This is a genomic window from Asticcacaulis taihuensis (genome assembly GCF_900100255.1).
Lineage (GTDB): Bacteria > Pseudomonadota > Alphaproteobacteria > Caulobacterales > Caulobacteraceae > Asticcacaulis > Asticcacaulis taihuensis.
Genome location: NZ_FMTS01000003.1, coordinates 206,334 through 232,702, shown reverse-complemented (window position 1 = coordinate 232,702; position 26,369 = coordinate 206,334). Strand labels below are relative to the sequence as shown.

23 protein-coding genes are annotated in these 26,369 nt (G+C 61.4%); 14 read left to right on the top strand and 9 right to left on the bottom strand.

Annotated features, from left to right (window positions below; genetic code table 11):
* Positions 1–25 precede the first annotated feature (25 nt).
* Complete coding sequence (locus BLO49_RS10040; protein WP_090647834.1) at positions 26–772, bottom strand: SDR family NAD(P)-dependent oxidoreductase; 747 nt, start codon at positions 770–772, stop codon at positions 26–28.
* On the bottom strand, positions 772–1,947 hold the full coding sequence (locus BLO49_RS10035; protein WP_090647831.1) for an aldose 1-epimerase family protein: 1,176 nt from the start codon (positions 1,945–1,947) through the stop codon (positions 772–774). Before BLO49_RS10035 ends, BLO49_RS10040 begins: the two co-directional genes overlap by 1 nt.
* A 301-nt stretch (positions 1,948–2,248) precedes the next feature.
* On the opposite strand from BLO49_RS10035, the gene BLO49_RS10030 reads away from it, so the two are divergent.
* The 3 genes from BLO49_RS10030 (at position 2,249) to BLO49_RS10020 (ending at position 5,397) form a co-directional block, all read left to right on the top strand.
* The gene (locus BLO49_RS10030) at positions 2,249–3,271 is read left to right on the top strand and encodes a LacI family DNA-binding transcriptional regulator (protein WP_090647828.1); all 1,023 of its coding nucleotides are present in this window, start codon (positions 2,249–2,251) and stop codon (positions 3,269–3,271) included.
* On the top strand, positions 3,268–3,618 hold the full coding sequence (locus tag BLO49_RS10025; RefSeq protein WP_090647826.1) for an L-rhamnose mutarotase: 351 nt from the start codon (positions 3,268–3,270) through the stop codon (positions 3,616–3,618). Before BLO49_RS10030 ends, BLO49_RS10025 begins: the two co-directional genes overlap by 4 nt.
* A gap of 102 nt (positions 3,619–3,720) precedes the next feature.
* Complete coding sequence (locus BLO49_RS10020; protein ID WP_090647823.1) at positions 3,721–5,397, top strand: alkaline phosphatase D family protein; 1,677 nt, start codon at positions 3,721–3,723, stop codon at positions 5,395–5,397.
* Positions 5,398–5,471: 74 nt separating this feature from the next.
* Here the strand turns inward: BLO49_RS10020 and BLO49_RS10015 are convergent, their stop codons facing one another.
* Positions 5,472–7,523: a glycoside hydrolase family 2 protein gene (locus tag BLO49_RS10015; protein WP_245678973.1), complete on the bottom strand. Its 2,052-nt coding sequence runs from the start codon at positions 7,521–7,523 to the stop codon at positions 5,472–5,474.
* A 116-nt stretch (positions 7,524–7,639) separates the two neighbouring features.
* Between BLO49_RS10015 and BLO49_RS10010 the strand changes: the two genes are divergently transcribed.
* Complete coding sequence (locus BLO49_RS10010) at positions 7,640–8,338, top strand: SDR family oxidoreductase (RefSeq protein ID WP_090647818.1); 699 nt, start codon at positions 7,640–7,642, stop codon at positions 8,336–8,338.
* On the opposite strand, the gene BLO49_RS10005 is transcribed toward BLO49_RS10010, so the two are convergent.
* The 3 genes from BLO49_RS10005 to BLO49_RS09995 are packed head-to-tail and all read right to left on the bottom strand — an operon-like array spanning position 8,339 to position 9,838.
* Entirely contained in the window at positions 8,339–8,959 is a 621-nt protein-coding gene (locus tag BLO49_RS10005) for a pseudouridine synthase (protein WP_342670333.1), read from the bottom strand.
* Positions 8,952–9,488 (bottom strand): GNAT family N-acetyltransferase, encoded by a 537-nt coding sequence (locus tag BLO49_RS10000; protein ID WP_170828288.1) that lies wholly within the window; start codon positions 9,486–9,488, stop codon positions 8,952–8,954. The genes BLO49_RS10005 and BLO49_RS10000 overlap by 8 nt, the downstream gene beginning before the upstream one ends.
* Positions 9,485–9,838, bottom strand: a complete 354-nt coding sequence (locus tag BLO49_RS09995; protein WP_090647815.1) for a DUF1304 domain-containing protein — start codon at positions 9,836–9,838, stop codon at positions 9,485–9,487. Before BLO49_RS09995 ends, BLO49_RS10000 begins: the two co-directional genes overlap by 4 nt.
* A gap of 93 nt (positions 9,839–9,931) precedes the next feature.
* On the opposite strand from BLO49_RS09995, the gene BLO49_RS09990 reads away from it, so the two are divergent.
* The 3 genes from BLO49_RS09990 to BLO49_RS09980 all read left to right on the top strand — a co-directional run bounded on the left by BLO49_RS09990 (position 9,932) and on the right by BLO49_RS09980 (position 14,850).
* Positions 9,932–10,474 (top strand): glutathione peroxidase, encoded by a 543-nt coding sequence (locus BLO49_RS09990; RefSeq protein ID WP_090648291.1) that lies wholly within the window; start codon positions 9,932–9,934, stop codon positions 10,472–10,474.
* Positions 10,475–10,695: 221 nt separating this feature from the next.
* Positions 10,696–11,541, top strand: coding sequence for a hypothetical protein (locus BLO49_RS09985; protein WP_090647811.1), 846 nt, complete (start codon positions 10,696–10,698; stop codon positions 11,539–11,541).
* Between the two features lie 120 nt (positions 11,542–11,661).
* On the top strand, positions 11,662–14,850 hold the full coding sequence (locus BLO49_RS09980; protein ID WP_090647809.1) for an alpha-L-rhamnosidase: 3,189 nt from the start codon (positions 11,662–11,664) through the stop codon (positions 14,848–14,850).
* Positions 14,851–14,868: 18 nt separating this feature from the next.
* On the opposite strand, the gene BLO49_RS09975 is transcribed toward BLO49_RS09980, so the two are convergent.
* Both BLO49_RS09975 and BLO49_RS09970 read right to left on the bottom strand, forming a co-directional pair.
* Positions 14,869–16,446 carry a cisplatin damage response ATP-dependent DNA ligase gene (locus BLO49_RS09975; RefSeq protein ID WP_090647806.1) on the bottom strand — a complete coding sequence of 526 codons (1,578 nt, stop codon included), beginning with the start codon at positions 16,444–16,446 and terminating at the stop codon, positions 14,869–14,871.
* Positions 16,443–17,450, bottom strand: coding sequence for a ligase-associated DNA damage response exonuclease (locus tag BLO49_RS09970; RefSeq protein WP_090647802.1), 1,008 nt, complete (start codon positions 17,448–17,450; stop codon positions 16,443–16,445). The genes BLO49_RS09975 and BLO49_RS09970 overlap by 4 nt, the downstream gene beginning before the upstream one ends.
* A 43-nt stretch (positions 17,451–17,493) precedes the next feature.
* On the opposite strand from BLO49_RS09970, the gene BLO49_RS09965 reads away from it, so the two are divergent.
* Both BLO49_RS09965 and pdeM read left to right on the top strand, forming a co-directional pair.
* A complete protein-coding gene (locus BLO49_RS09965; protein ID WP_090647799.1) occupies positions 17,494–19,950 on the top strand; it encodes a ligase-associated DNA damage response DEXH box helicase in 2,457 nt (818 codons plus the stop codon).
* Complete coding sequence (gene pdeM / locus BLO49_RS09960; RefSeq protein WP_090647797.1) at positions 19,934–20,608, top strand: ligase-associated DNA damage response endonuclease PdeM; 675 nt, start codon at positions 19,934–19,936, stop codon at positions 20,606–20,608. The genes BLO49_RS09965 and pdeM overlap by 17 nt, the downstream gene beginning before the upstream one ends.
* Here the strand turns inward: pdeM and BLO49_RS09955 are convergent, their stop codons facing one another.
* A complete protein-coding gene (locus BLO49_RS09955; protein WP_170828287.1) occupies positions 20,609–21,148 on the bottom strand; it encodes a chalcone isomerase family protein in 540 nt (179 codons plus the stop codon).
* Positions 21,149–21,323: 175 nt separating this feature from the next.
* On the opposite strand from BLO49_RS09955, the gene BLO49_RS09950 reads away from it, so the two are divergent.
* Genes BLO49_RS09950 through BLO49_RS09930 form a run of 5 tightly spaced genes read left to right on the top strand, consistent with a single transcriptional unit; the run spans position 21,324 to position 26,328 of the window.
* On the top strand, positions 21,324–21,800 hold the full coding sequence (locus tag BLO49_RS09950; RefSeq protein ID WP_090647792.1) for a TlpA disulfide reductase family protein: 477 nt from the start codon (positions 21,324–21,326) through the stop codon (positions 21,798–21,800).
* Positions 21,790–22,023 (top strand): DUF4266 domain-containing protein, encoded by a 234-nt coding sequence (locus BLO49_RS09945; RefSeq protein ID WP_245678972.1) that lies wholly within the window; start codon positions 21,790–21,792, stop codon positions 22,021–22,023. Before BLO49_RS09950 ends, BLO49_RS09945 begins: the two co-directional genes overlap by 11 nt.
* Complete coding sequence (locus BLO49_RS09940; RefSeq protein ID WP_170828286.1) at positions 22,014–23,387, top strand: DUF3570 domain-containing protein; 1,374 nt, start codon at positions 22,014–22,016, stop codon at positions 23,385–23,387. Before BLO49_RS09945 ends, BLO49_RS09940 begins: the two co-directional genes overlap by 10 nt.
* Entirely contained in the window at positions 23,387–24,292 is a 906-nt protein-coding gene (locus BLO49_RS09935) for an FAD:protein FMN transferase (RefSeq protein ID WP_090647784.1), read from the top strand. Before BLO49_RS09940 ends, BLO49_RS09935 begins: the two co-directional genes overlap by 1 nt.
* Positions 24,289–26,328 (top strand): protein-disulfide reductase DsbD family protein, encoded by a 2,040-nt coding sequence (locus BLO49_RS09930; protein WP_090647782.1) that lies wholly within the window; start codon positions 24,289–24,291, stop codon positions 26,326–26,328. Before BLO49_RS09935 ends, BLO49_RS09930 begins: the two co-directional genes overlap by 4 nt.
* Positions 26,329–26,369 lie beyond the last annotated feature (41 nt).

Here is a 26,369-nt window from a genome sequence, read left to right as displayed (position 1 = left end):
GAAATCAAGTCCTTATGAATCTGTTTTAATCCATCACCCAGCCGCCATTGACGTTCAGCGTCTGGCCAGTGATGAAACCTGTGTCTTCGGAGCTCAGGAAGGCGATGGCGTTGGCGATATCGCCGACATGGCCACGGCGCTTGATCGCCTGCTGGGCCAGGACGTGGCGGTTATAACCTTCGGGATCGGGATTGATGGCCTCGGCATCGGTCGGGAAGGCACCGGGCGAAATGGCATTGACGGTGATGCCATAGGGGCCAAATTCGCGCGCCCAGGCGTGGGTCAGGCCGATCAGAGCACCCTTTGAGGCGACGTAAGGGTAGATATTCGGCCAGCCGCCCGAAAGCGTGATCGAGGCAATATTGATGATGCGGCCGAACCCCTTCGCCTTCATGCCCGGCAAGGCTTCCTGCACGGCGACAATGCCGGCATCAACATTGATGCGCTGGACCGTCTGATGCTCTTCGACGGTAAATTCCTCAAAAGATTTCGAGGGATAGATGGCGGCATTATTGATGACCACATCGAAGCCGCCCGTCTCTTCCCGGCGCGCCCGGATAGCGGTGCGAAACCCTTCGAGATCAGACATGTCCGAACGTGTCACCAGCAAGCGGCCACTGGTGACAGCCGAAGCCGCTGAAGTCAGGGCCGCAATCTTCGTGTCGTCATGATCGACGGCCACTACGGTGGCGCCGCGCGACAGAAAGTTCAGCGTGGTTTGCAGCCCCAGACCGCCAGCCGCGCCGGTATAGAGGATCGTCCGGCCCTGCATCAGCGGCCCCCGATCGGCGGAAAACTGCCCGATGGCGCGGGGTATTCCTCGGCTGGCTGATGGCTTACCGCTTCGATACGGCGAACCGCATCCGCCACAGTCCCACTATCCGGCAAGATACGGAAGACACTGTCGTAGTGGCGTTCATCGCCATGTTCGAGCCAGATGAGTTCGCCGCGCTCTTTCGCAAATGGCTTGCCAAAAACATGATTGGTGGATGGTTCAATCCCTAGCGCGTAGTGACCGGCCTGGAGATTCTGCCATTCGTACATGGCCGGAAACTGTTCTTTCAGAACCTCAACTTCAAAACCGAAGCCAATGTTTTCATTGACCAAAGCGACATTGACCCTGCCCGCCGCATCGGCCTGCATATCATGCTGCCAGACCTGTTCGTGGAAGTTCAGTTTTGGTTCGGACAGGGTATGATAGCCGACGCCCTGCTTCCGGTAATCATCAGCGTGGGCAGCCCAGATGACATCACGGATCGGCGCCACATAACGCGAACCTTCAGCCAGAACCGGATGGCCGACATTGATATGGTAGCAATACATATGCGGCGTGCGATAGAATCCATGATTGACCACGCGGTCATGCAGATGGATGTCGTTAGAGCCGAGCTTCGCCTCGATCCGCCGGATCAGGTGCAGATCCTCGCCGAAAACGGTCGATTGCTGGACCACGCCTTCTGCCCACAGCGTGCATTCATCGCCATTCCAGCGCTCGCCATAGCCGGTCAGACGCGCCGGTATGGTGCCGATGCGGCCATGCAGGGACGAAGAGACGGTCTTGCGGGCGCCGTAGTGATACTGATCGGCGGCATCGTCATCCATGAAAAGGATATGATCGAGGCCGCAGGTCACCATCAGGCCGGAAAAGGAGCGGAACCAGCCGAGGCCGCCCTCGCCCTCATACTCATGCAAACCCGGATGTTTGAAACCCGAAGGGGAATGCCAACCGACCGCCCGGCCGTTATGTTCACAATCGGCAATATCCATAGCGCGATCAAGCAGCACCGTGAAGCGCAGGCCTGAACCGGTGCGGAATTCCAGCATCCGTACACCGCGCTCGACACCATCTCCCAGTGTCATCAGACGCACACCGGCGAATTGCGACAACTGACCGGTATGCGCCGCCAGATCACGACGCGAATAGGTCTGCTTGAAAAGTTCAGCCATGAGCCAGTTCCATATCCCTGTACGCGATATATTTTTTTGCTGTTGACCAGTCATATACTGATCAGACTTGATGTCAATGCATCATCATACATCATATGTGTAATTTTTAACGTTGCGCGGGCTATTTAAATTTTAATTGTTAAATATCATATGATTAGCGTCGCGTGACATTTGACCGCCTAATGAGACGGATGCATCAGCCTCATAAAGAGCTTGACTCTACCGACTGCATTCGATGTATTTTGATGTCAAAGACCGCACCCCTGCGCCGGGTTGCGAATCCCAAGGAGGAGCGCATCCCATGGCCGTCACCCGCGCCACCCTGATCGACATCGCCAGACAATCGGGCGTCTCCACCGCCACCGTGGACCGGGTGCTCAACAAGCGCCCCGGCGTGCGTGAACGCACACGCGAGATCGTTTTCCAGACGGCCTCGCGTCTGGGCTATATCGCTTTGCCGGGAGAGGTCTCGATCAGCCGCGCACCCGTAGTGCTCGATTTCATCCTGCCGAATGGCGCCAACACCTTCATCCGCAACCTGGCAAAATCGCTGGAGGAAATCAGCGCCGATCGTGGCGATATCGAGTTGCGCCTGCACATGACCGAAGGCTTCGATCCTTACGCCCTGGCCGATGCCCTGCTGAAGCTTTCCGGCCATTCAAAAGCGGTCGGCGTCATCGCGCTCGATCATCCGGTGGTGCGTGAAGCCCTGCGCCAGTTACGCAATTCCGGCACCCTCGTCTTCACCCTGATTTCCGATATTTCCAATGTGCCGCGCGAAGGCTATATCGGCATCGACAACCGCGCCGCGGGCCGACTGAGCGGTTATCTGCTCGGTCGTTTGCTGCCCAAGGCGCCAGCCAAGCTGGCCCTGTTCGCCGGCTCACTGTCCTATCGTGGCCATGAGGAACGCGAAATGGGCTTCCGCCATATTCTGCGTGAATCTTATCCGAACCTGTCGGTCGTCGAACTGCGCGAAGTGCATGACGATGACGAGGCCGCTTACCGCGAGGCCCGTACCCTGCTCCAGCAATATCCCGACCTGGCCGGCATCTATAATATCGGCGCCGGTAATCGCGGCATTGCCAGGGCGCTGGAAGATTCCGGCCGCGACCAGAAAATTGTCTTTATCGGCCACGAACTGACCGACCACACGCGCAGGTTCCTGCTGGATGGGGTGATGGACGCGGTAATCGACCAGAACCCTCACGTCGAAGCGCGCGAGGCGATCGATCAACTGGCCCGCACAGTGCGCGGCGAAACCGTGAAATCCTATATGCCGATCCGTGTCCAGGCGATCTTCAAGGAGAATATTCCAGAATGAGCGCCACGATCCGCAAGGTTTTCGCCGTCGACATCCATTCAGAGGGCATAGAGGCTTATAAAGCCTGGCACCGCGCGGGTGGGCCGCCGCAGGCCGTGACCGACTCCATCCGCGCCGATGATATCCGCGACCTGGAAATCTGGCTGGTTGGCGATCGCATGATGCTGATTATGGAGCAAGGGCCCAATTTCGACCCGGCGACCAAGGCCCAGCGAGATACCAATAATCCCGATGTCCAGGCGTGGGATGCCCTGATGCGCACCTTTCAGAAGCCCCTGCCCTTCGGGCCGGAAGGCTCGACCTGGCTGGAAATGGCGCGCATCTACAGCCTGTCGGAACAGCCCTGATTTTTGCCGTTAAGGTTTTTGAAGAAAAACCATCACTTAATCGCAAAATGACTGTCACCAAATCAACCTATTGGCTCGCTTATCGGAAACAGCGGGAGCCTTATGGGGATGGTCAGCCGCCGGAAAGTCCTGTTTGCCGCAGGCACAATCGCCGCCGCGCCCGCACTCGGCGCCTCCGCGCTTCCTGAAACACCTTCCGCCGTTCGTTTTGAGCACGGCGTCGCCTCCGGTGATCCATTGCCAGACGCGGTGATACTGTGGACCCGGATCAGTGGGCTTGAGCGCGGCGCCGAGATTGCCTGGCAGGTATCTAAAGACGACAGCTTTTCCAACGTCATCGCTGAGGGCAAGGTCTTCACCGATGCCGGGCGCGACTATACGGTCAAGGTCGATGTCCGCGGCCTGACGCCGGATACCGAATACCACTATCGCTTCCTGGCTGGCCCGATCATCTCGCCCATCGGCCGAACGCGCACCCTGCCGCTGCAAACCGACAAGGTGGTGCTGGCGGTCGTTTCCTGTTCGCTGCATCCGAATGGCTATTTCAATGCCTATCGCGCCATCGCCGACCTCGACCGCGTCGATGCCGTCGTCCACCTCGGCGACTACATTTATGAATATGGCGCCGGCCTGACCGATTACGGCATGGGCAATGGCCGGATGCTGATGCGCATCCCCGAACCGGCGCACGAGATCGTGTCACTGGCCGATTACCGGATGCGTCACGCCCAGTACAAGCGCGACGCAGACCTCCAGGCCGCCCATGCCCGCGCCCCGTGGATCTGCGTCTTCGATGATCATGAAATCTGCAACAACCCGTGGCGCGACGGTGCCGAGAATCACCAACCGGATGAAGGCGACTGGGGCATGCGCAAGGCGGCGGCGCTCAAGGCTTACAGCGAGTGGATGCCGATCCGCGATCCGGCGCCTGGTAAATTGCGCGAGGCTATCTACCGCAGTTTCCGCTTCGGCAAACTGGCTGAACTGGTCATGCTGGAAAGCCGCCTGCTGGCGCGCACCAAACAGCTCGACTATGCCGAAGACCTGAGCTATCTCGATGGCAAGCCCGACAAGGCGGCCTTCCGCACAAAGCTAAACGCCGAAAACCGCGAACTGCTGGGCGCCGAACAGCGCCAGTGGCTTGAGAACACCCTGACCGCCACGGTACGCGATGGCGTCACCTGGCAGGTACTGGGCAACCAGATCGTCATGGCACGGGTCAATGGCCCCGATATCGTCAAGCGCCTGGGGGCGGATACTGTGAATACCTTACGCGCCGTTTCGCCGGAAGGTGTGCGCAAACAGCTAGACACCTTTGCTGCCCTGTTCGACAGCGCCGATCCCCTGCCGTTCAATCTTGACGCCTGGGATGGTTATCCCGCCGAGCGCGAACGTCTCTACACTATGTTTAAGACGACCGGCGCGCGCACCGTAGTTGTCTCCGGCGACAGTCACTGCGCCTGGGCCAACCAGTTGCGCGACGGCGTGGGCCAGCCGGTCGCCGTCGAACTGGGCGTCACCGCCATTTCCAGCCCGACGCGCTGGCTCGATTCGTGGCTGCCCGACCTGCAACTGGCCGCCACCCTGGCCGATCAGAATGACGAAGTGCTGGCCGCGGATGACGCCTATAACGGTTTTGTCCGTCTGACCCTGACGCCGGAAGAGATGACCGGCGAATGGATGTCGGTCAGCACCATTACCTCGCGCCGGTTCACCTGTTTCCCGTTGCGGAAGTTCTCGGCAAAGGCGGATGAGATGATGCTGAAGGTGGGGATTTAAGTAAGAAACCCCACCACCACGCCCTGCGGGCGCGGCCCCCTCCCCATCAGAGATGGGGAGGTACAAGACTTGGCTTACTTCCCTTCTATCGGCCCTTCGTAGTTCCACACCACGCGGTCGTGCAGGTCCTTGCCGGCGAAGGCCTCGACGACATTTTCGCCGTCTCGTAGATCGACCTCCCAGGTGGCGATATGATCGACCACTTTCTGCGCCCCTAAAGCCTGGCCGTTCAGCGACAGCCGCACCTCATCCATGTTAGAATAGACCTTCGCCTTCACATGGCGGATGCGCTTGTGAATATCGCGCGGGCTGGTGATATGAACCATCAGCCGGTCCGACCAGTTGGCCTGATACCAGTAGTACGCGTCCTTCTTCGTCTGCCGGTCTTCGGTCACAAGGCCCTTATCATTGATGGCCGGGCGGTCACCTTCATTACGTCGGAAGGATGGAAAATCGAATGCCACCCAGATGAACTCCGACCACAGGTAAGGCCGCGCCTTTAATTCCCGCCAGTTCGCCTCATGGTAAAGCGCCTGATACTGCTCCGGGTGCCAGAAGGCTTGCGGCACCACGGCCTTGGGCGCGTCTTCCTGATGCCGGATGCTGGCGCCGGCGCCATATTCCGACACGCCGAAAATGCGCTTCGGGTACTTGGCATGGAGCGCGTCAGCCCATTTGCCCATGTCGGCGAAGGTGTCGCCATACCAGCCGAAATAGCGGTTATAAGAAATGACATCGCTGTGGCCGGCAATCGCATCATCGTCGGCCAGACAGCAATGGGCATATACGGTCGGCCGCGTCGGGTCCATCGCCTTGGCCGTCGTCTGCAAGGCGGCCAGCACCGGATTGGCGTCTGGCACAGTCGAGCGAATCTCATTGCCCAGCCCCCACAGGGCAACGGAGGGATGATTGTAGTTCTGCGCGATCAATTCACGCATCTGTTCGACGGCATTATCCTGAAAGGCAGAGCCGGCTGTGATCGCGTCAACCAGCGGCACCTCGGTGGTGAGCAGGATACCCATGTGGTCGGCATCGTCATAGACGCGCTGCGGGTGCTGCATATGGGCCAGACGCAGGGCGGTAACGCCCATGTCGTCCATGATCTGCATATCCTCGTCGATTTCCGCGTCGCTGACCGCCGTGCCTTTGCCCTTGCGGCCCGGCTGCTGCATATTGGCGCCATAGATGCGATAGGGCTGGCCATTGAGCAGGAAGCCCTTGTCCGGATCGATCGTCACGGTACGGATGCCCAGCGGCACGGTCACGCGGTCGCTCCCCGCCTCGACCACCACTTTGTAGAGATAGGCGTCCTTGCGGCCGGCCCACAGATGCGGACGGCGGACGGTCAGCGCCTGCTCGACCGGCAGGGCCTGCCCGGCGGTAAGAGAAGCCATCGTTTTCGCCGCAGCCACCACCTTGCCATCGGCATCGAGTATGCGCGTTTTCACAGCGATCTTCGCCGCCTGCGCGCTGTCGTTCTTCAGCAGAATGCGTGCACCGATCTCCGCCTTCTGAGCACTGATCGCCTTTGTGGTCATATAAACACCGGAGCCGCCATGATCCATCAGATCGACATGAACGTCGCCGGTGGTGATCAGCGAGACAGTGCGATAAAGCCCGCCAAAGACGTTGAAATCACCGGTCAGCGGCGCCACCTGGGGCACGCGCGTATTATCGACACGCACGGTGATCAGATTGTCGCCCGCCCTCAGGGCGTCGGTGATATCGAAGCGGAAGGCCGCATAGCCGCCTTCATGATGGCCCACGCTTTTCCCATTGACCCACGCATCCGTCACCAGGGCCGCACCATCGAATTGCAGCACATAGCGCTGGCCGGCGACCGGGGTTATCTCCAGTTGGCGGCGATACCAGCCCGGCCCGCGGTAATAGACGCCTTCCTTTTCGCCGCGCGAGGTGTCGCCGCCCTGATTGGCGTCGCCGGCGTTGAAGGTATGCGGCAGTGTGATGGCTTGCCAGCTTTCGGCGCGATAATCGGCGTTCTTCGCTTCGGGCACATCGGCCCTTATAAACAGCCAGTTATCGTTCAGCGATATCTGCTCACGCGCCAGGGCCGGCGTGGCGAAAATGACGGCAAGCGCCAGCAGCAGGCGGGCAATATGTTTCATGATGGCGTTTCCTGTTTATGGCCTCACCCTATTCTGACACCGGTATCATGACAAGTTAAAATTCATATGATGAATTTTAACGCAATCCGGAAACGCCGTACCGGCGTAACATCGGCATGACCACATCCTCAAAAGGCAACGCCATCCTTATCGGCGCCAGTGGCGGAATAGGCGGCGCCCTGCTGACCACTCTGATCTCCCATAACGGCTATGACCAAGTGCTTCCCCTGTCGCGGTCATCCGCGCCGCCGCTGGACCTGCTCGATGAAGCCAGCATAGCCTCTGCCGCGGATTGGGCGGCCTCACAGGGCGATATACGCCTGGTGATCGACGCCACCGGCTTCCTGCATGACGCGCAATTTCAACCGGAAAAGAGCTGGAAACAGCTCGATCCGGCACACATGGCCAGGGCCTTTGCCATTAATGCCGCCGGCCCGGCTTTGCTGATGAAACATTTTCTACCCTTGCTTCCGCGCCAAGGCCGCTCCGTCTTCGCCACCCTGTCGGCAAAGGTCGGCAGCATCGGAGATAATGCACTGGGCGGCTGGTACAGTTACCGGGCGTCGAAAGCGGCGCTCAATCAGTTCGTCAGGACCGCTTCAATTGAATTACGCCGTCGCGCCCCGCAAGCGATCTGCGTCTCCCTGCATCCCGGAACGGTCGAAACGGCCCTGTCATCCCCCTTTCACAAGAGCGGCCTGGCGGTGCGGCCGCCGGCCGAAGCCGCCCAGGCCCTGTTGAGCATCATCAACGGATTGCAACCCGATCAGAGCGGCGGCTTTTATGACTATACGGGCCAGCCCCTGCCCTGGTGATCAGAACGGCGCCGGAGAGCGGAAATTCAGCCTTTCACCACTGACCGGGTGCGGCAGGGTCAGGCATTCGGCATGGAGCAGCAAACGCGGACTTAACGCCTCGATGTCCGCCGGCGCATAGAAAACATCGCCCAGGATCGGATGGCCGATCGCCATCATATGGACGCGCAACTGGTGCGACCGCCCGGTCACCGGCTCCAGTTCAACACGCGTCGTGGCCCCATCTTGCGCCAGAGCCCGCCAGCGCGTCAGCGACGGTTTGCCGATCTCATGATCAATCTTCTGACGCGGCCGATTGGGCCAATCGGTGATCAGCGGCAGATCGACCTCGCCCTGCCCCTCCAGCCGGCCAGCCACCACGGCGATATAGCGCTTGGACACTTGCCGATCGGCAAAGGCTTTCGACAGGGTCCGTTGCGCCTCGGCGCCACGCGCGAAGATCATCAGCCCGGAGGTCGCCATGTCGAGCCGGTGAACGGTCAGGGCATCTGGATAGTCTGCCTGCAAACGGGTAATCAGGCAGTCCTTGTTTTCCGGCAGGCGGCCGGGCACACTCAGCAGACCGGCCGGCTTTTCGGCCACCAGCATGTGGTCATCGATATAAATGACGGTCTCAGCCACCGTTCTTGCCCATGCGCACGATGGCCAATGACAGGCCGCCCGCCATCTGCGCCTCAGTGGTCTCGATCGGCTCGTAGCCATAGGCGCGATACAGCGGAATGCCGGTCAGGGTCGCGCCCAGTTCGAAGCGCCGGAAACCGGCAGTCGTCGCCGCCGCTTCGCAAGCCTTGAGAATTTGGCCGCCCAGGCCACGCCTTGTCCAGCCGGGTTTGACGAAGAAGGCACGGATACGGGCGGCGTCCACGGCCGGATCAAGCCGGTTATCCTCACGGCCCGCCAGGGCATCAGCGCCATAAAGTGTCTTGCGAAAGCTCCAGCCGCCACAGGCAACGATCTCGCCCGATGTCTCGACCACGAAATAAGTCTGGTCCATGATCAGTTGCGTATCGACGCCGAACACCGTGCCGAGCGCGGCCCGGCGCTGGGCTTCGCTGTAGTCATCCGCCTGGAGGGCTATGACGGATTCGGTAATCAGGTCTTTCAGGGTTGGGATATCCGCCAGTTCGGCGGTACGCAGGATAAAGCTCATAGATGGAGCAATACCAATGCGATTAGCGCGGGCAAGCCCTGAATGAACAAGATCGACTTTTTGACAGTGAAGCCGCCATACAGCCCGGCCACGATCACGCAGGTCAGGAAGAAGATCTTGATATAAAACCCGTCGTGCGGCGCCAGAAATCCCCAGATCAGGCCGGCGGCCAGAAAGCCGTTATAAAGCCCCTGATTGGCGGCCAGTTTTGCCGATTGCGCCGCAAACTCCGGCGTCAGTCCGAAGATGCGCCGTCCAAACGGCGTCTGCCACAGGAACATCTCCAGAATCAGGAAACCGATATGCAGGGCGGCGACAAGGCCGGTGATAATATTGGCGATGATGTGCATGATCGGCTCCCTGCTGTTGACAACAGGGTGGGCCAGCCCTTGCCAAAGCGCAATGAAAAAAGCACTCTCGGCGTCATTGCCAAGGAGTACCCCATGACCGATCTCTACTCTATCCCGCTGAAGCGCATCGACGGCACGCCGGCAACCCTTGGCGACTACAGGGGCAAGGTGCTGCTGGCCGTCAATGTGGCCTCGAAATGCGGACTGACCCCGCAATATGAGAGCCTGGAAGCCCTCTATCGCCAGAAATCAGCTGATGGCCTGGAAATCCTCGGCTTTCCAGCCAATAATTTCCTCGGCCAGGAACCCGGCAGCGACGCCGAAATCGCTGATTTCTGCGCCACCAGCTACAATGTTACGTTCCCGATGTTCGCCAAGATCAGCGTGGTGGGCGCAGACAAGCATCCGCTCTATGATGTTTTCACCGAAGCAAAGCCTGAGGCGGTCAGCGCAGGACCAATGCGCGAACGGCTGGAAAAGTTCGGCATCCCGGTCAGCCCAGAAGGCGAGGTTCTTTGGAATTTCGAGAAGTTTCTGATCAGCAAGGACGGCCAGGTGATCGAACGGTTCGCCCCGGACGTGACCGCCGATGATCCGCGCCTGCTGGCGGCCATTGAGCGCGAACTGGCGAAATAAAACAGGTGGCAATCCAGAAGTCGCCGCCAAGCTTATGACTTCATTACAGTTTACACGCTCATCCGGCATTTAGACCCGATACACCCTGCCTTATCCCTGAATAATCGTTTCAAATCATGGGAGGTTTTTATGGGTAAAGGTATTTTGTTGTGGCTGCTGGGGGTGCCGATCCCCGTTATCATCATCCTGGCCCTTCTGTTTCATTGATCGGAGGGCACAGAATGGCACTCCCCGATCCTATAGCGACCGACGGTCCCAATCTGGAATCGTCAAAATCCGCCATTCACTGGGCGTCTATCCTTGGCGGCGCAGCGGCGGCCGCTTCAATTTCAGCTATCCTCCTGCCGCTCGGTTCGGCACTCGGCTTCGCGTCGACCTCAGCCTATAATCCCGGCGAAAGCCTGGTGACCTTTACCGCCGGCATGGCCATCTGGCTGGTGGTCATGCAGTGGGCCTCTTCCGGTGTCGGCGGCTATATTGCCGGCCGTCTGCGCGTCAAATGGGCCGACACCCACAGCGACGAGGTCTTCTTCCGCGATACGGCGCACGGCTTCCTCGCCTGGGCGGTGGCCACTCTGTTCACCTTCGCCTTTGCTGCCTGCGTGGCGATGGGCGCGGTCAATGCCGGCGTCCAGGCAGGTGCGACCGTGGCGTCTGGCGCCGCCGCCGGCGCCGCAGGCAATGCCGACGACCTGGGCTACTATGCCGATAGCCTCTACCGCACGACGACACCGACAACGGCCGCAACGGCGGCGGATGTCAGTGCGGAAACCACGCGCATCCTGGCCAATGGTGCGAAAACCGGCGTCATTCCGCCCGCCGATCGCGCCTATCTGGCCGCCCAGGTCGCCGCCCGTACCGGACTGTCCCAATCCGAGGCCGAAGCACGGGTCAACAACACGCTGGCCCAGATCGATTCCGCCAAGGCGAAAGCCACACAGGCGGCAGAAGAGGCCCGCAAGGCCATGATTGCCTTCCATACGGCCCTGTGCATTTCCCTGCTGGTCGGCGCCTTCATCGCCTCCGTCGCGGCAGCACTGGGCGGCAGGCTACGCGACAACTACTAACCACAACCCACTTCAATACGGCCGGGCCCGGATGGAAACATCCGGTCTCGGCTTTTTTGTTGCCCAAAATCAAACCATAGAATAGGTATGATGTATTATATATAAACAGGAAACGCTCAGATGCCGAAACTCAACCGACGCCATTTCCTTGCCGCTACCGGACTGGCGGCGGCGACTACCCAGGCATCGACCGCTATGGCTACGGCTGTTTCTTTCGGCGTCACTGACCTGCGCGCCGAACAGACGACCGAGCTACTTGGCACGCAGGTCCGTGAGCCGCGCCTCTCCTGGCGGCTGACCGGTTCGGAACGCAGCCTGATGCAGACCAGTTACCGCATCCGCGCGGCCTCGATGCCAGATATGACAAGGGCAGATCTTTGGGATTCCGGCGTCATTACCAGCAGCGACTGTTTCGACATTCCTTACAAGGGCGCGGCGCTCAAATCGATGCAGCGCGTCTGGTGGTCGGTCGAGATCACCGACAATAAAGGCCGCAAAGCTACCTCCGCCACCTGGTTCGAGACTGGCCTGCTCGATCCGGCCGACTGGCGGGCAAAATGGATCATCGCCGAGGACAACCTGGCCGCCGGTGATCGCGCCGCTGCCCTGCAATGGATCTGGTCACCCAAGGCGCTCGATGACCGTCTCCACGCTTTCAGGCTCGATTTCGATGCGCCGGCCAATCTAGCGTCCGCCGAGGTATTGATCGCCGGCAAGGACTGGATCAGGGGTGTGTGGGCCAACGGTGAAACCCTGCCCCTGCCCGATCAGCCCGTGCCCAACTGGGGTACGCTGGTGCCGGTGCCGGCCAGACTCAAGCCCGGCCGCAACAGCGTCTGCGTGCTGGTGCAGGCCGAAACGACCGGCTTCTTTCCGGTCGATGGTGGCGCCTTCGCGGCGCTGATCCGGCTGCATCTGGCCGATGGCAGCATAAAGCGCCTTGTCAGTGGGCCGAACTGGAAGGTCCGCCCCCTGCCCCCGGAGGAATGGACCAAGGCCGATTTCGATGCCAGCGGCTGGGCTAATGCACAGAAATCCGGCTCCGACGCTCAAAACGATCCGCGTCCGGCCGAACCCGCCCTGCACCTGCGCACAGGTTTCACCCCGAAAGACCAAGTGGTCAATGCTCGCCTCTATGCCACGGCACTGGGCGCCTATGACGCCCGCCTGAACGGTGAGCGCGTCTCGCCGGCTCGACTATCTCCTGAAATCAGCGTGGCGCGCGATCATATCTTCTACCAGACCTACGATGTCACCCAACTGATCCATGTCGGCGAGAACGCTTTTGGCGTCACGGTTGGTGATGGCTGGTACGCCGGCGCCTTTGGTTGGCGACTGGAACGTTACGGCTTTGGCCCCGCCCCGCGCCGCCTGCTGGCGCAACTCCGGCTAGACTATGCCGATGGCACCTCGGAGTGGATCGTGACCGATGAGACCTGGCAAATCGGGCCTTCCCCCATCGTCACCTCGGAAATCTATAATGGTGAAGTCTATGATGCGCGCCTTGAAACGCCGGGCTGGGATATGCCCGGTTTCAAGCCGGACTGGCCTGGCGTCAAACCTGGTGAAACGCCGAAAACACGCATCATAGCGCAAACCAGCCCCTTGCTGGTGCCAGCCGGCAAACGCCGCGCCGCCAGGATTACACAGCCTAAACCGGGCATATACGTCTTCGATTTCGGCCAGAACTTCGCCGGCTGGGCGCGCCTGATGGCCAGGGGCAAGGCCGGCCAGACCATCACGCTGAAATTCGCCGAATACCTCAAGGCTGATGGCGAGGTCGATCAGGCCAATCTGCGCATGGCCAGATGCCAGGACCACTACACCTTGCGCGGCGATACAAAGGGCGAAACCTATGAACCGAGCTTTACCTATCACGGCTTCCGCTATGTTCAGGTCGAGAACTATCCCGGTGTGCCGAAAACGGCCGATATCGAAGGCATTGTAGTTACCTCAGCCTGCCAGGTGACGGGGGATATGAAATTTGATTCTCCCCTGATCCAGCAGTTCTGGAACAACGCTATGTGGAGCCAGCGCTCCAACTTCTTCGCCGTGCCGACCGACTGCCCGCAGCGCGACGAGCGCATGGGATGGATGGGCGATATCCAGGTCTTCCTTGATGCCGCCGCCTTCAATATGGAGGTCGATCCGTTCATCCGCCGCTTCCTCACCGAAGTCCGCGCTGCGCAAACATCCGAAGGCACTTACCCCATCGTCGTGCCGCAGCCCCTGTCCTTCCCCGATATCGTCACGGCCGGCTGGTCGGAAGCCGGCGTCATCCTGCCCTGGACCCTGTGGAAGCGCTATGGCGATACGGCAGTGGTCAATGAGAACTGGAACGCCATGACAGCGTGGATGGATTACCTTCTGAAACACAATCCGGACTTCATCTGGCGTCACGAACGCGGGCTCGATCTCGGTGACTGGCTGTCGGTTGATGCCGTCAAGCCCGACGACGAAACGACGCCGCGCATCCTCTGCGCCACCGCCTATTGGGCCTATTGCGCCGACCTGATGACCGACATGGCGCGCGCCACAGGCCGCAGCGAACTGGCGGCAAAATATGCTGACCTGCGCGCCAAAATCGGCATGGCCTACGCAAAAGAGTTTATCGACGCCAATGGCAAGGCCGGCAATGGCAGCCAGACCTCGCAGGTGCTGTCACTGCATTTCAACCTGGTGCCCACTGATCGCATTGCCGGCGCGTCCAAGGTGTTGGCCGATGAGATACGCGGACGTGGCATGAAGCTTTCTACCGGCTTCCTCGGCACGCCCTATCTGCTCGATGCGCTGGCCGATACCGGCCAACTGGAAGTTGTCTCCGGTCTGCTGTTGCAAACGCAGAAGCCGTCATGGGGCTATATGCCCCTGCACGGCGCCACCACCATGTGGGAACGCTGGGATGGCGACACCGGCGACCTGGCGATGAACAGCTACAACCACTATGCCTACGGCGCGGTCTGCGGCTTCATGTATCGCCGCCTGGCCGGCCTCTCCCCTGCCTCCGCCGGCTTCCGCATCCTGCACGCCGAGCCCATCTTCCTGCCGAAAGCCGGTACGGTCAGCGCCACCTATGACTCGTGCCTGGGCCGGATGGCCGGACGCTGTGAAGGCGATGCCACCAGCCTGAAACGCTATGACCTCACCGTGCCGCCTAACGCCACAGCCGAGGTCATCCTGCCCGAAGACACCTGGCGCGAGGGCGGCAAACCCCTCGAAGGCCATGCCGATATTCGCAACCTGCACCGGGAGAATGGCAAGGTCAGGTTTGAGATCGGTTCAGGCGATTACCGCTTTCGTATCGCGTAGTGGCTCCGGAAATCCGGGCTACCCCATTAACCGCTCCAGCGCCGTCAGGTGATCCGCTTCGGACGCCGGCTTGTCCCAACGGATGCGGCTGATGCGCGGGAAACGCAGGGCGTAGCCGGACTTGTGGCGTGTTGAGCGATGCACGGCATCGAAGGCGACCTCAAACACCAGTTCTTTCCTGACCTCACGCACGGGACCAAAGGTCTTGAGCGTATGGTGGCGCACCCATTTGTCGAGTTCCACAAGTTCGGCGTCGGTGAAGCCGAAATAGGCCTTGCCGATCGGCAGCAGTTCCCCGTCTCGCCACAGGCCAAAGGTGAAATCGGAATAGAAGCTCGACCGCCGCCCGGAGCCGCGCTGGGCGTACATCAGCACGGCATCGACTAGCTTGGGATTGATCTTCCACTTGTACCACGGGCCGGTGGGTCGGCCGGCGACATAGGCGCTGTCACGCCGCTTGAGCATCAGCCCTTCTATGACCGACAAATTATCGACGCTGGCCCGCGCCTCTTCCAGTTGGCTGAATTCATGCCAGGGAATCTGCGGTGACAGGCTGATCCCGACCGGCTGGTATTTGTGTAAAGCGCCCTGAAGCAGTTCGCGGCGGCTTTCATAGGGCAGCGGCCGCACATCCTCTCCTTCCAGCATCAGCACATCATAGACAGTCATGGTGGCGGGGTAATCAGCCATAAGCTTGCCTGATGGGCTCTTGCGACCGAGCCGTTGTTGCAGATCGTTGAACGACCCCAGCTCTATCCCGCGTTGGACCAGCAGTTCGCCATCAAGCACCGCATGGAAATTCAGGTGCTCCAGGGCATCGGGGAAGCTGCCGCTGATATCGTCGCCGGTGCGAGTAAACAGGGCGCGGCCGATAGCGCTTTTGACGCATTGGACGCGGATACCATCGTATTTCCATTCGGCGACATAGGTTTCGGGCACAATCAGGCCGTAGTCCTTCTCCTCCAGCGGATGGGCCAGCATGACCGGCGTAAAGGTCAGCCGCTCGTGGACAACCGGCGCTTCGGCACGGCGTTCCAGCCAAGCGAACAACGCCTCATAGGGCGGATCGACGCCATGCCACAGGGTCTCGATACGTTCGATCGGCTGGTTGCCGTATTTCGCCAGCACCTGTTTCAACAGCCGCGCCGACACACCAATGCGCAAGGCGCCGGCGCCGATCTTCAGCAGAGCCCAGCGCTCCGGCGAGGTCATGCGGTCAAGCAGGCCCGCCACATAATCAGGTAACCGCGCCTTGGGGGTATGGCGCAGGCCAGCCACCACCTCATGCAGCGGCGGCAGTTCCGGGTCGTTCGGCGGAATAGCCGGGGTCGGCCAAAGGTGCGCCACCGTTTCCGACAGTTCGCCGACATAGTCGTGGCTCATGGCCAGCAGTTGCGGATCAACGCGCGCCCGGATCAGGTCGAGCACCATGCCGCGCTTGAAATTGGGCAGACTCAGAGATCCGCCGATGATCGCCACGGCAAAACCGCGGTCCGGATCGGGCGTGGTGGCGAAATAGTCGAGCAGCAGCCGTTCCTTGGCCGAGGTCGCCGGCTCGTAATAGAGCTTTTCCAGCAGTTGCGAGAATGCCTTCATTCGCTGTCATCCTCATAGCCCAGCAAGTGCAGGGCCTGCGCCTTGAAGCCGTGCTGCTGAGCGTAATAGACCAGGGCGTCGTCGCGGCCGTGCGTTACCCAAACCTCCGGCGCGCCGACATCGACGAGCGTCTGGGTCAGTTCGTCCCAATCGGCATGATCGGAAACCACCAGCGGCAGTTCGACGCCCTTCTGCCTGGCGCGGGCGCGAATGCGCATCCAGCCGGAAGCGGCGGCGGTCAGCACATCGGGCAGCTTGCGCGACCAGCGATCCTGCAGCGCCGAGGGCGGGCACAGGACGATCTTTCCGGCAAGCGTTCTGGCATTTTCCGGCGTCACCAGTTCCAGCGTGCCGAGCGCGATGCCGAAGCTTTCATAGAGTTCGCACAGCTTCTGCATGGCGCCGTGCAGATAGATGGTCTCGCCATAGCCCGCTGCGCGCAGTGCGCGGATCATCCCCTGGCACTTACCGAGCGCGTAGACACCGATCAGGTGGCAGCGTTCGGGAAACTGCGCGAGGGATATCAGCAGCCGCGCGATCTCGTCCTCCAGCGGCGGATGGCGGAACACCGGCAGGGCGAAGGTCGCCTCGGTAACGAAGACATCGCAAGGCACCGGCTCGAAGGGCGCGCAGGTTGGGTCCGGCCGGCGCTTGTAATCACCGGAAAAAACGATACTCGCACCGGCATGTTCCAGCCGCGCCTGCGCCGAGCCGAGAATATGCCCCGCCGGATGCAGGCTCACCCGCACGCCGCCGATTTCGATCGCCTCGCCATAGGCCAGCGGGTTTTCGGTCATCAGGTAATGCGTCTCGCCGTAGCGCGCCCGCATGATGGCCAGGGTCGCCTCCGTGGCCCAGACATGGCCATGGCCGGCGCGGGCGTGGTCGGCATGGCCATGCGTCACTACCGCGCGCTCTACCGGCTGCATCGGGTCGATGTAAAAATCACCCACCTTGCAATAGACGCCGTGCGGTCTCACCTCTATCCAGTCCCTGGGGTGCATTTCCACCTTTCGTCTTTATTTCCGACCACGTTACAGTTCGATCATGGTGAAGATTCCTCCCCGGTTCCGGCAGTGGTTCGACCAGCAGGGCTGGACCATATTGCCGCACCAGCGCGAGATGGTGGACCGTTACCAGAAAGGCCAGTCGACCCTGCTGACGGCGCCCACCGGCACCGGCAAAACCCTGTCCGGTTTCCTGGGATCGTTGATCGAGATCAGCGAAACGCAGCCGAAAGGCCTTCACACTCTCTACATATCGCCGCTCAAGGCATTAAATTACGATATCGAACGCAATGTTACGGCGATCATAGACGCTTTGGATCTGCCGGTGCGCGTCGAGAGCCGCACCGGCGACACCTCGGCCTACCGCCGCAAGCGCCAGCGCGCCAGGCCGCCCCATATTCTGATGACCACGCCGGAATCGCTCATGCTATTGCTGAGTTACCCAGAAGCGGCGCAGATGTTCGGCAGCATCGAGGCCGTGGTGATCGATGAAATCCACCAGGTGGCGGCCAGCAAGCGCGGCGACCTGATCACGCTCGCCCTGGCGCAGTTGGAAGCCTACCGGCCAGGCTTCCGCCGTATCGGGCTATCGGCGACAGTGGCGGAGCCCGACCTGTTCTGCCTGTGGCTGGGAAAGACCGGCGCCCCGGTCGATCATTTCAACAGCCCGTCCACCGGCAAGCCGCCGCAGGTCTCGATCCTGAAGACGAAGGAACCGGTGCCCTTCACAGGCTTCGTGGCGCAATATGCCGTCAGTGAGATCATGGCCGAAATCGAGAAGGCCGGCTCGACCATCGTCTTCGTCAATACGCGCTTCCAGGCCGAACTGCTGTTCCAGTTCCTGTGGGAGGTCAACGAAAATGCCCTGCCGATCGCCATCTTCCATGCGTCGCTGACCCGCGAATTACGCGCCAAAACCATGAAAATGATGGCCGAGGGCAGGCTTCGCGGGCTGGTCGCCACCTCGGCCATCGAACTGGGCATCGACTGGGGCGATGTCGATGTCGTCATTCAGGTCGGGGCGCCGAAGGGCGTGTCGCGCCTGCTGCAACGCATCGGCCGTTCCAATCACCAGGTCGATGTGCCGTCGAAGGCCTTTCTGGTGCCCGCCAATCGCTTCGAGGTGCTGGAGTGCGAGGCCGCTATGCTGGCCATCAAGGCCCGCCAGCTTGACGGCGATCATCCCCTGCCCGGTTCACAGGATGTCGCCATTCAGTTTATTCTCAATGCCGCCTGTTCGGCGCCGGTAACGCCGCACCAGTTGCATGACCTGATCATCCAGTCCTGGTCCTATCGCAGCCTTACCTATGAGCAATTCGAGGAACTATTCCAGTTCGTCATCGACGGCGGATATGTGCTGCGCAATTACGACCGCTGGCAGCGGTTAATCAAACAGGATGACGGCGACACTAAAGGCTTTTGGGTTCCGGCCAACAAGGCCGTCATCCAGCGCCACCGCCAGAATATCGGCGTCATCATCGAGGCCGGCAAGCTGAAGGTCAAGCGCCGCCATGGCCGCGGCGGGAAGTATCTCGGCGAGATCGAGGAATCCTTCGGCCAAAGCTTGCGGCCAGGCGACACCTTCTACTTTGCCGGCGAAGTCCTGGCCTTCGAGCGTATTCATGACATGACCCTGGAAGCCCGCGCCTCTGCTGCCAAGGAGCCAATGATCCCGACCTATGCCGGGGGGCAGATGCCGCTCTCCACCTTCCTGGCCGAAGGGGTGCGGGCCTTTTTGCAGGATGAAGAAGGCTTCGAGAAGCTGCCGAAAGTGGTGCGCAACTGGCTGCAACTGCAATCGCGCTTTTCCGTCCTCCCCGATCGCAAAAGCCTGCTGGTCGAGAGCTTTCCGCGCGGCAAGCTTTATTGCGTCATCTTCTATACTTTTGAGGGCCGCCGCGCCAACCAGACCCTGGGCATGCTGATCAGCCGCCGCATGGAGCGCATCGGCCTCCATCCGTTGAGCTTCACCGTCACCGACTACGGCCTGGCCATCAACAGCCTCCAGCCGGTGACCGAAGAGAGCGTTTACGACCTGCTGTCGCCGGATATCCTGGCCGACGAACTGGAGGAATGGCTGGCGGAATCACCCATGCTCAAGCGCTCGTTCCGCCGCGTGGCCACGATCGCCGGCATTGTCGAGCAGAACAACAATTCCGCCCGCAAGACGCTGAAACAGGTCACCTTTTCCACCGATCTGATCTATGATGTGCTGCGCAAGTATGAGCCCGGCCATGTCCTGTTGTCTCTCGCCCGCTCCGACGCCGAACGCGAACTGCTCGACCTCGACCGCCTGACCGACATGATCGTGAAATTCCAGCGCCATATCGAGTTCAGCGACCTGCCGCGCCCCTCGCCGCTCTCCCTGCCGGTCATTCTCGATGTCCGCACCGAGCGTCTGCCCGGTGGCGGCATGGAGGCCCTGCTGGCCCAGCAAAACCTGGCCGAGACCGCCGAAAGCCTGATGCATGAGGTCGAAGATGCGCTCAAGTCTTGAGATCGATTTCGCCGGCCAGCGTCTCGTGCTCGACGCCGCCCTGGGGCTCTACTGGCCGGCACGGCACATGCTGGTGGTCTCCGATCTGCACCTGGAAAAGGCGACGTTTCTCGCACAGTTCGGCGCCCCGCTGGCACCCTATGACACGCTGGACACCCTGAACCGACTGGAAGCTTTGGTCTCAAAATACCGCCCGCAATCCCTGGTCATGCTGGGCGACAGTTTCCACGACCGCCACGCCTGGGAACGACTGGAGGCGACTGTCCGCCAGCAATTCAGGACCATCTGCAGCGCCGTGAAATACTGTCATCTGGTGGAAGGTAATCACGATATCGGCCTGCTGAGCGAAGGCGGCCTCAATTTTACTGACAGCATCGAACTGGATGGCCTAACCTTCCGCCACGAGCCGGCAGTCAGTCCGGAGCCGCAGATTATCGGCCATTTTCATCCCAAGCTGCGTACCTCGCTGCATGGGCATCGCCTGACCGGTAAATGTTTCGCCGTGAATCAGAGCCTGTTAATCATGCCGGCCTTCGGCGCCTTTACCGGGGGCCTGGAGATGCGCGGTCCTGTTTTTGCCGAACTTGGCGCCGGTGATCCCCTGCGGCCCTATATCATCCACGGCCGGACGATTGCCGCCCTGGACCTTCCATCCTGATCACATCCCTTGGTATTCTGGAGAGGCAAGTCCAAGTACCGCCTGCCGCAACTTCGGCTGAGATGTCCGAGGGCCCAGGCAAATCCCGAAAAAGGCCTCGGAAAATCCATTTTCCGCGATATGTCCCAAAGATCTGTCACCGTGAAAAAAGAGGACCGCGCCCCCCTGGTCCCGCACGCCGGTCAGCACGTCTCCGCGCCGCATGTCGGGCAGGACCGCTTCCAGTTCCCGCGTCCAGAGCTCCAGATGCCCGGCATCTCCGGCGCCGGTGTGCCGCATCTCATCCCGGATGTGACCGGCCATCCTGCGCGCCTCCAAATCACGCAGGAAAGTGACCTGCAAGGCGTAGGGCTTGTCAGGCCGCCAGTGTGACAGCGGCGCAAAGAGCGATACATCCAGCACCGGGACCGTCAGGATGTTCAGTCGACCCGAACCCACCAGACCCGGCTGCGGCACGAAGGTCAAAGGCGCGCTCGCCCTGGCAATATCGGGCAGGAACGCGGCGGAAAAGGCAGAGATGAACAGAGTGCGACGGTTCATGACCATGATCCTCCATCAGCGGTTCGGGCACCGACGGCCAGATGCCCCTTCGCCTGAGTGACACCGCCCAAGGAAAGCAGCCGTAATCCCGCCCCTCAAAAAATTTTCCCGCGCAAGTACGACCTGTCCGGCACGGCGGTGTCGTTTGGATGATCCACCCCACGGAGAACCTATTGTGGTCATTAAACGTCTGTTGCCGCGCCTGCTCGCCGGCCTGTCCCTCTTCGCCAGCGCCACCCTGCTGGCCAGCGCCCCACCGGTCATGGCGGGTGCGCCCCTCGATCTGTCCGCCTACAAGGGCAAGGTCGTCTATCTCGACTTCTGGGCCTCGTGGTGCCATCCCTGCGAACAGTCCTTCCCCTATATGGAACAGCTTAAATCGCGCTACGGGCCAGACGGCCTGGTGATCATCGCGGTCAATGTCGATCACAGCCGCGACCGCGCCAACAGCTTCCTAAAGCGTGTCGGCAGCGACCTGACCGTGGTCTACGATTCCGAAGGCACCCTGGCGCAGCGCTACAAGGTCCACGACATGCCGACCAGCCTGCTGATCGGGCGCGACGGCCGTATCCGCTATACCCATCTGGGTTTCCACCCTGAACAGGCTGCCAATTACAACAATCAGGTCGCGGAGCTTGTCCATGAAAATTAAGACTTTGCACATGGCCGCACTGGCCACGTCCGCCGCGTGTCTGTTGCTGGGCGGCTGCTCATCCCTGGGGGCCAAATCCTGGGACCGCGACCTGATGGCGCGGCGTTCCATGCAGCCCGTCACCCATCCACTGATCGCCGGCGCCGACGATCATATCTATTTTTCCAAGGAAGGCGCTTCCGGCGGCCGCTCCTTTGATGGCGGGGGATGCGGATGCAACTGAGTAAACGCAAAGGCCGCCTGACGGCTGCACTCGGCCTGATGACCGCGGGCCTGTTCGCCGGTGCGGGCGCCCATGCCCAGCAGGCCAGCCAGAATATCAATGACGACACCTCCACCGACTCCGGCCTGACGCGCGTCGATACGGCGATCCTGTTCTATCAGGAAGCCGGCGGGCGGGTGAAGGCGACGGAGCCCGTCGCCAGCTTCACGCTCAATGACGACAGCGGCGATGTCCTGCATGTCAAGCTGACCGCCGACACCCTGACCGGAGCCACCCCAAATGGCGCCGCGCCCTGGACCCATGACCAGACCTTCATTACCCCATCCAAAACCCAGGGACAAAAGACGACGGTCACCAGCGCATCGGGCAACAGCACGCTGGTCACCATTCCCGGCACCGATGTCACGGCGCGGCAATATACCGTCGCCGCCAACACCCTGCCGGTGGACAGCGGCTTTCGGGACCAGAGATATGCGATTGATCTCGGCTATACCGGCACGCGCGACAACGGCGACCGCCTGAGTTTCGGGGGCAGCTATTCCAGCGAGCACGACTACAGCTCGATGTCGGCCAATGTCGGTTATGCCCGCGACTTCAATGACAAGAATACCACGGCCTCAGTGGCCCTGAATTTTGAGTCAGATACTTCAAAACCCTATTTCGGCACGCCTGAACCACTGACCCAGATGAGCGGCACCCTAAAGGGCGGTAACCGGCAGAAAACGGTCGTTGATCTGGTCGCCGGGGTCAGCCAGGTGATGAACCGCTACTGGCTGATGCAGGTCAACTATTCGCTGGGCGACACCTCCGGTTACCAGACCGATCCCTACCGCATCATCTCGGTGGTCGATGGCGAGAGTGGCGCGCCAGTGAGATATCTCTACGAAAGCCGGCCGGCTTCACGCCTGCGCCAGAGCCTCTATATCGGCAACAAGCTGGCGCTTTGGGGCACAGTCGCGGATGTTTCTGCCCGGCTTTATCACGATAGCTGGGGGATTAATGCCGAGACCCTGGAAGTGGCCGAGCGTATCCCGCTGACCTCCTTCCTCTATGTCGAGCCAAGTTATCGCTACTACCACCAGACCAGGGCCAACTTCTTCCGCGACTATCTGATCGATGGTCAGGCCCTGCCCGAAAATGCCTCTTCGGACAGCCGGCTGGCCAGTTTCGACGCCTCGACGATCGGCCTGAAACTCGGGATGCGGGTGCGCGGTAATGACGAGCTTTACCTGCGCGCGGCCAGCTATCAGCAGACCGGCACCAGCCATCCATCCTATGCGGTCGGCGACCTCAGGCAGGAAAACCTGTTCACCGGCGTCAAGGCGACCAGCGTGATCCTTGGCTACAGTTTCGCCTTCTACTGATGACGGAAACCGTTTGCGAGCTGGAGCAACTGCCAGAACAATTGGATGACGGCTTTGTCTATCGCTTTGCCGCCATGCATTCGCCCTGCGAACTGCGTATTGAAACCGACGATCCCCGGCTGGCCGAAGAGGCTGGCCGGGCGGTCGCGGCCGAGGCCCTGCGCATTGAGAAGACTTACAGCCGCTATCGCCCGGACAGCGTCATCGGCCGGATCAATGCCGCGGCCGGAACACCGGTCAGGGTCGATAACGAGACACGCAGCCTGATCGATTTCGCCGATCGGGCCTGGCGGCTCAGTGGCGGACGCTTTGACATCACCTCAGGCGTGCTCAGGCGCATCTGGCGGTTTGACGGTTCGGACAAGGTGCCGTCGCGCGCCGATATCGCCGCCTGTCGGCCGCTGATCGGCTGGGGCAAGGTGCGGTGGCTGTCCGGCGAAATTACCCTTGGCGAAGGCCAGGAGATCGACTTCGGCGGCTTCGGCAAGGAATATGCCGTCGATTGCGCGGTCAACCGCCTGCGCGGCCTGACCGACCGGGCCTGCCTGGTCAATTTCGGCGGCGATCTGCGGGTCACCGGCCCGCGCCAGGATGGCCAGCGCTGGCGCGTCGGCATAGAGGACACCGACCGGCCGGGCGAAATGGCTGGCCGGCTGGAACTGAACGACGGGGCCCTCACCACCAGCGGCGACGCCCGCCGTTTCCTGCTCAGGGACGGCATCCGCTATTCGCATATTCTCGATCCACGCACGGCCAGGCCGGTCAAAGACCCGCCGCGCTCGGTGACCGTGGCGGCCCCGACCTGCATCGAGGCCGGCTTTATCTCCACCCTGGCCATGCTGCACGGCCGTCGGGCGGAAAGATTTCTCAAACAGGAAGGCATAGCTTCGTGGTGCGTTCGTTGATCCGTTTCAAACATATCCTGCTCAGTCTGGTGCTGGTCGCCCTGATGCCGGTTTCGCCGTCATGGGCCGCAGTGCGTTCCGGCCATATGACCGCCGCGCTTGGGCCCGCGCCCGCCACCATCACGCCCGGCGGCGAGGCCGCGCTGCCCGTGACTCTGACGCCCGACAGGGACTGGCATACCTACTGGATCAATCCCGGCGATACGGGCCTGCCGACCGACATCAGCCTGGCCGGCGTACCAGGACTCAGCCTCACACGGACTGAATGGCCGACCCCGCAAAAACTGACCTATGACGGGGTCGTCACCTATGGCTATGACCAGCCGGTCACCGCCTATGTGCATGTGCGCGCGGCGCCGGATCTGAAAATCGGCAGCCAGATCCCGTACACGCTGCATATCGACTCCCTGGTCTGCCGAGATAGCTGCGAGCCCGTCAGCTTCGATCTGTCTGGACGGCTGAGTGTGTCCGCCCAAATGGCGCCAATCGTCACATCCGCCGCCCTGCCGGTCGATCTCCAGCGCCCCGCCACTTATAGCCGAGAGGGCGGCGTGCTGCGTATCCGCTTTTCACTGCCGGGCAATCCGGCCCTGCGTGCACGCTTCACGCATCCCGATGGCGCTTTCATTTTCAGCGAAATCGCAGACCTGATCCCGCCTTCGGCCCCGCAAACCCTGACAACCGACCCGCAAGGCTTCAGTGTCAACCTGCCGATGGCCAGCGGCACCGACCTGCCCGCCCTGGCGCCACTGGTGGTGCGCTTTGCCGATGGCGCGGCGGTGCGCGTTCTCGCGCATGAGGCGGCATCGCCGCCCGCGAAACCGGTTGCGTCGGCACATAATGGCATAGCCCTGGCGGCCCTCCTGGCCTTTCTTGGCGGGCTTGTGCTTAATCTGATGCCCTGTGTTTTTCCCGTATTGTCGATGAAGCTGCTGGCCCTGACGCGCACCGGCCATGATCACCGGCTGGCGCGGCGCGAAGCCCTGATCTATGGTCTGGGCGCCATCCTGAGTTTTGTCGCCTTGTCGGTCCTGCTCGATGTGGCGCGCGCGCTCGGGGGCATGGTCGGCTGGGGTTTTCAGTTACAGTCGCCCTATGTCACGGCGGCCTTAAGCCTGCTGATGCTGATGGTCGGCCTCAACCTCTCCGGCCTGTTTGAAATCGGCGGCTCATTGCAAGCCGCTGCCGGGGCTCAGCCGATCGGCCGGCATCCCTATCTGGCGGCCTTCATGACCGGTGTGCTGGCAGTGATGGTCGCCGCGCCATGCAGCGCGCCCTTCATGGCCACGGCCACCGGCGTGGCGCTGGCGCGCGGCGGCTTTGCCTCCATAGCTATTTTCACGGCCCTGGGCCTGGGCTTCGCCGCGCCCTTCGTGGCCCTGACCTTCACCCTGACCTGGATGCCGTCACTGGCGCGCCTCATGCCGCGTCCCGGTCCGTGGATGGACCGGCTGCGCCAGTTTCTGGCCATCCCCATGTATCTGGCCGCCGCCTGGATGGCATGGGTTTTCTGGCAACAGGCCGGCCCCGCCGGACTAGGGCTTCTGGTGCTCGGCATGGCGCTGGTCGCCGCCGCCATCATCGCCCGCAAACTGCCGAACGGGTGGCGCGCCGTGGCGGTCATCATCGGCCTGGCCCTGGGCATCGGTTCGGCGATGCAGACGCCCGCCGCACCGGTTATAGCCACCACAAACGGTCAGGTCGCCTTCTCGCAAGCCCGGCTCGACGCCCTGCGCACCCAGGGGCAGCCGGTTCTGGTCGATATGACCGCGGCCTGGTGCCTGACCTGCAAGGTGAATGAGCGCGTCGCCCTGGCGGACACGCGTGTCAGATCGGCGCTGAAGGCGCAGAATGTGGTCTATATGGTGGGGAACTGGACGCACCGTGATGCGGAGATTACGCGCTATCTGACGCAGAATGGCCGGTCAGGTGTGCCGCTTTACGTCTATTACGGGCCGGGCCAGGCCCAGCCGGTGATCCTGCCGCAACTGCTGACGCCAGGCGTGGTGCTGAAGGCCCTGCAGGCCGGTCGCTAAAAGCGCCAATATCGAGGGGTCAGGCCGCCCTCGATACGGAG

Bases quoted from the DNA above. Each gene is read 5' to 3' on its own strand.
- BLO49_RS09980 (WP_090647809.1), top strand. From the start codon at position 11,662: ATGCCGAAACTCAACCGACGCCATTTCCTTGCCGCTACCGGACTGGCG.
- BLO49_RS10030 (WP_090647828.1), top strand. From the start codon at position 2,249: ATGGCCGTCACCCGCGCCACCCTGATCGACATCGCCAGACAATCGGGC.
- BLO49_RS10035 (WP_090647831.1), bottom strand. From the start codon at position 1,947: ATGGCTGAACTTTTCAAGCAGACCTATTCGCGTCGTGATCTGGCGGCG.
- pdeM (WP_090647797.1), top strand. From the start codon at position 19,934: ATGCGCTCAAGTCTTGAGATCGATTTCGCCGGCCAGCGTCTCGTGCTC.
- BLO49_RS09970 (WP_090647802.1), bottom strand. From the start codon at position 17,450: ATGCACCCCAGGGACTGGATAGAGGTGAGACCGCACGGCGTCTATTGC.
- BLO49_RS10025 (WP_090647826.1), top strand. From the start codon at position 3,268: ATGAGCGCCACGATCCGCAAGGTTTTCGCCGTCGACATCCATTCAGAG.
- BLO49_RS09935 (WP_090647784.1), top strand. From the start codon at position 23,387: ATGACGGAAACCGTTTGCGAGCTGGAGCAACTGCCAGAACAATTGGAT.
- BLO49_RS10020 (WP_090647823.1), top strand. From the start codon at position 3,721: ATGGGGATGGTCAGCCGCCGGAAAGTCCTGTTTGCCGCAGGCACAATC.
- BLO49_RS10015 (WP_245678973.1), bottom strand. From the start codon at position 7,523: ATGAAACATATTGCCCGCCTGCTGCTGGCGCTTGCCGTCATTTTCGCC.
- BLO49_RS09975 (WP_090647806.1), bottom strand. From the start codon at position 16,446: ATGAAGGCATTCTCGCAACTGCTGGAAAAGCTCTATTACGAGCCGGCG.
- BLO49_RS09990 (WP_090648291.1), top strand. From the start codon at position 9,932: ATGACCGATCTCTACTCTATCCCGCTGAAGCGCATCGACGGCACGCCG.
- BLO49_RS09945 (WP_245678972.1), top strand. From the start codon at position 21,790: ATGAAAATTAAGACTTTGCACATGGCCGCACTGGCCACGTCCGCCGCG.
- BLO49_RS09940 (WP_170828286.1), top strand. From the start codon at position 22,014: ATGCAACTGAGTAAACGCAAAGGCCGCCTGACGGCTGCACTCGGCCTG.
- BLO49_RS10040 (WP_090647834.1), bottom strand. From the start codon at position 772: ATGCAGGGCCGGACGATCCTCTATACCGGCGCGGCTGGCGGTCTGGGG.
- BLO49_RS10000 (WP_170828288.1), bottom strand. From the start codon at position 9,488: ATGAGCTTTATCCTGCGTACCGCCGAACTGGCGGATATCCCAACCCTG.
- BLO49_RS09955 (WP_170828287.1), bottom strand. From the start codon at position 21,148: ATGAACCGTCGCACTCTGTTCATCTCTGCCTTTTCCGCCGCGTTCCTG.
- BLO49_RS09995 (WP_090647815.1), bottom strand. From the start codon at position 9,838: ATGCACATCATCGCCAATATTATCACCGGCCTTGTCGCCGCCCTGCAT.
- BLO49_RS10010 (WP_090647818.1), top strand. From the start codon at position 7,640: ATGACCACATCCTCAAAAGGCAACGCCATCCTTATCGGCGCCAGTGGC.
- BLO49_RS09985 (WP_090647811.1), top strand. From the start codon at position 10,696: ATGGCACTCCCCGATCCTATAGCGACCGACGGTCCCAATCTGGAATCG.
- BLO49_RS09965 (WP_090647799.1), top strand. From the start codon at position 17,494: ATGGTGAAGATTCCTCCCCGGTTCCGGCAGTGGTTCGACCAGCAGGGC.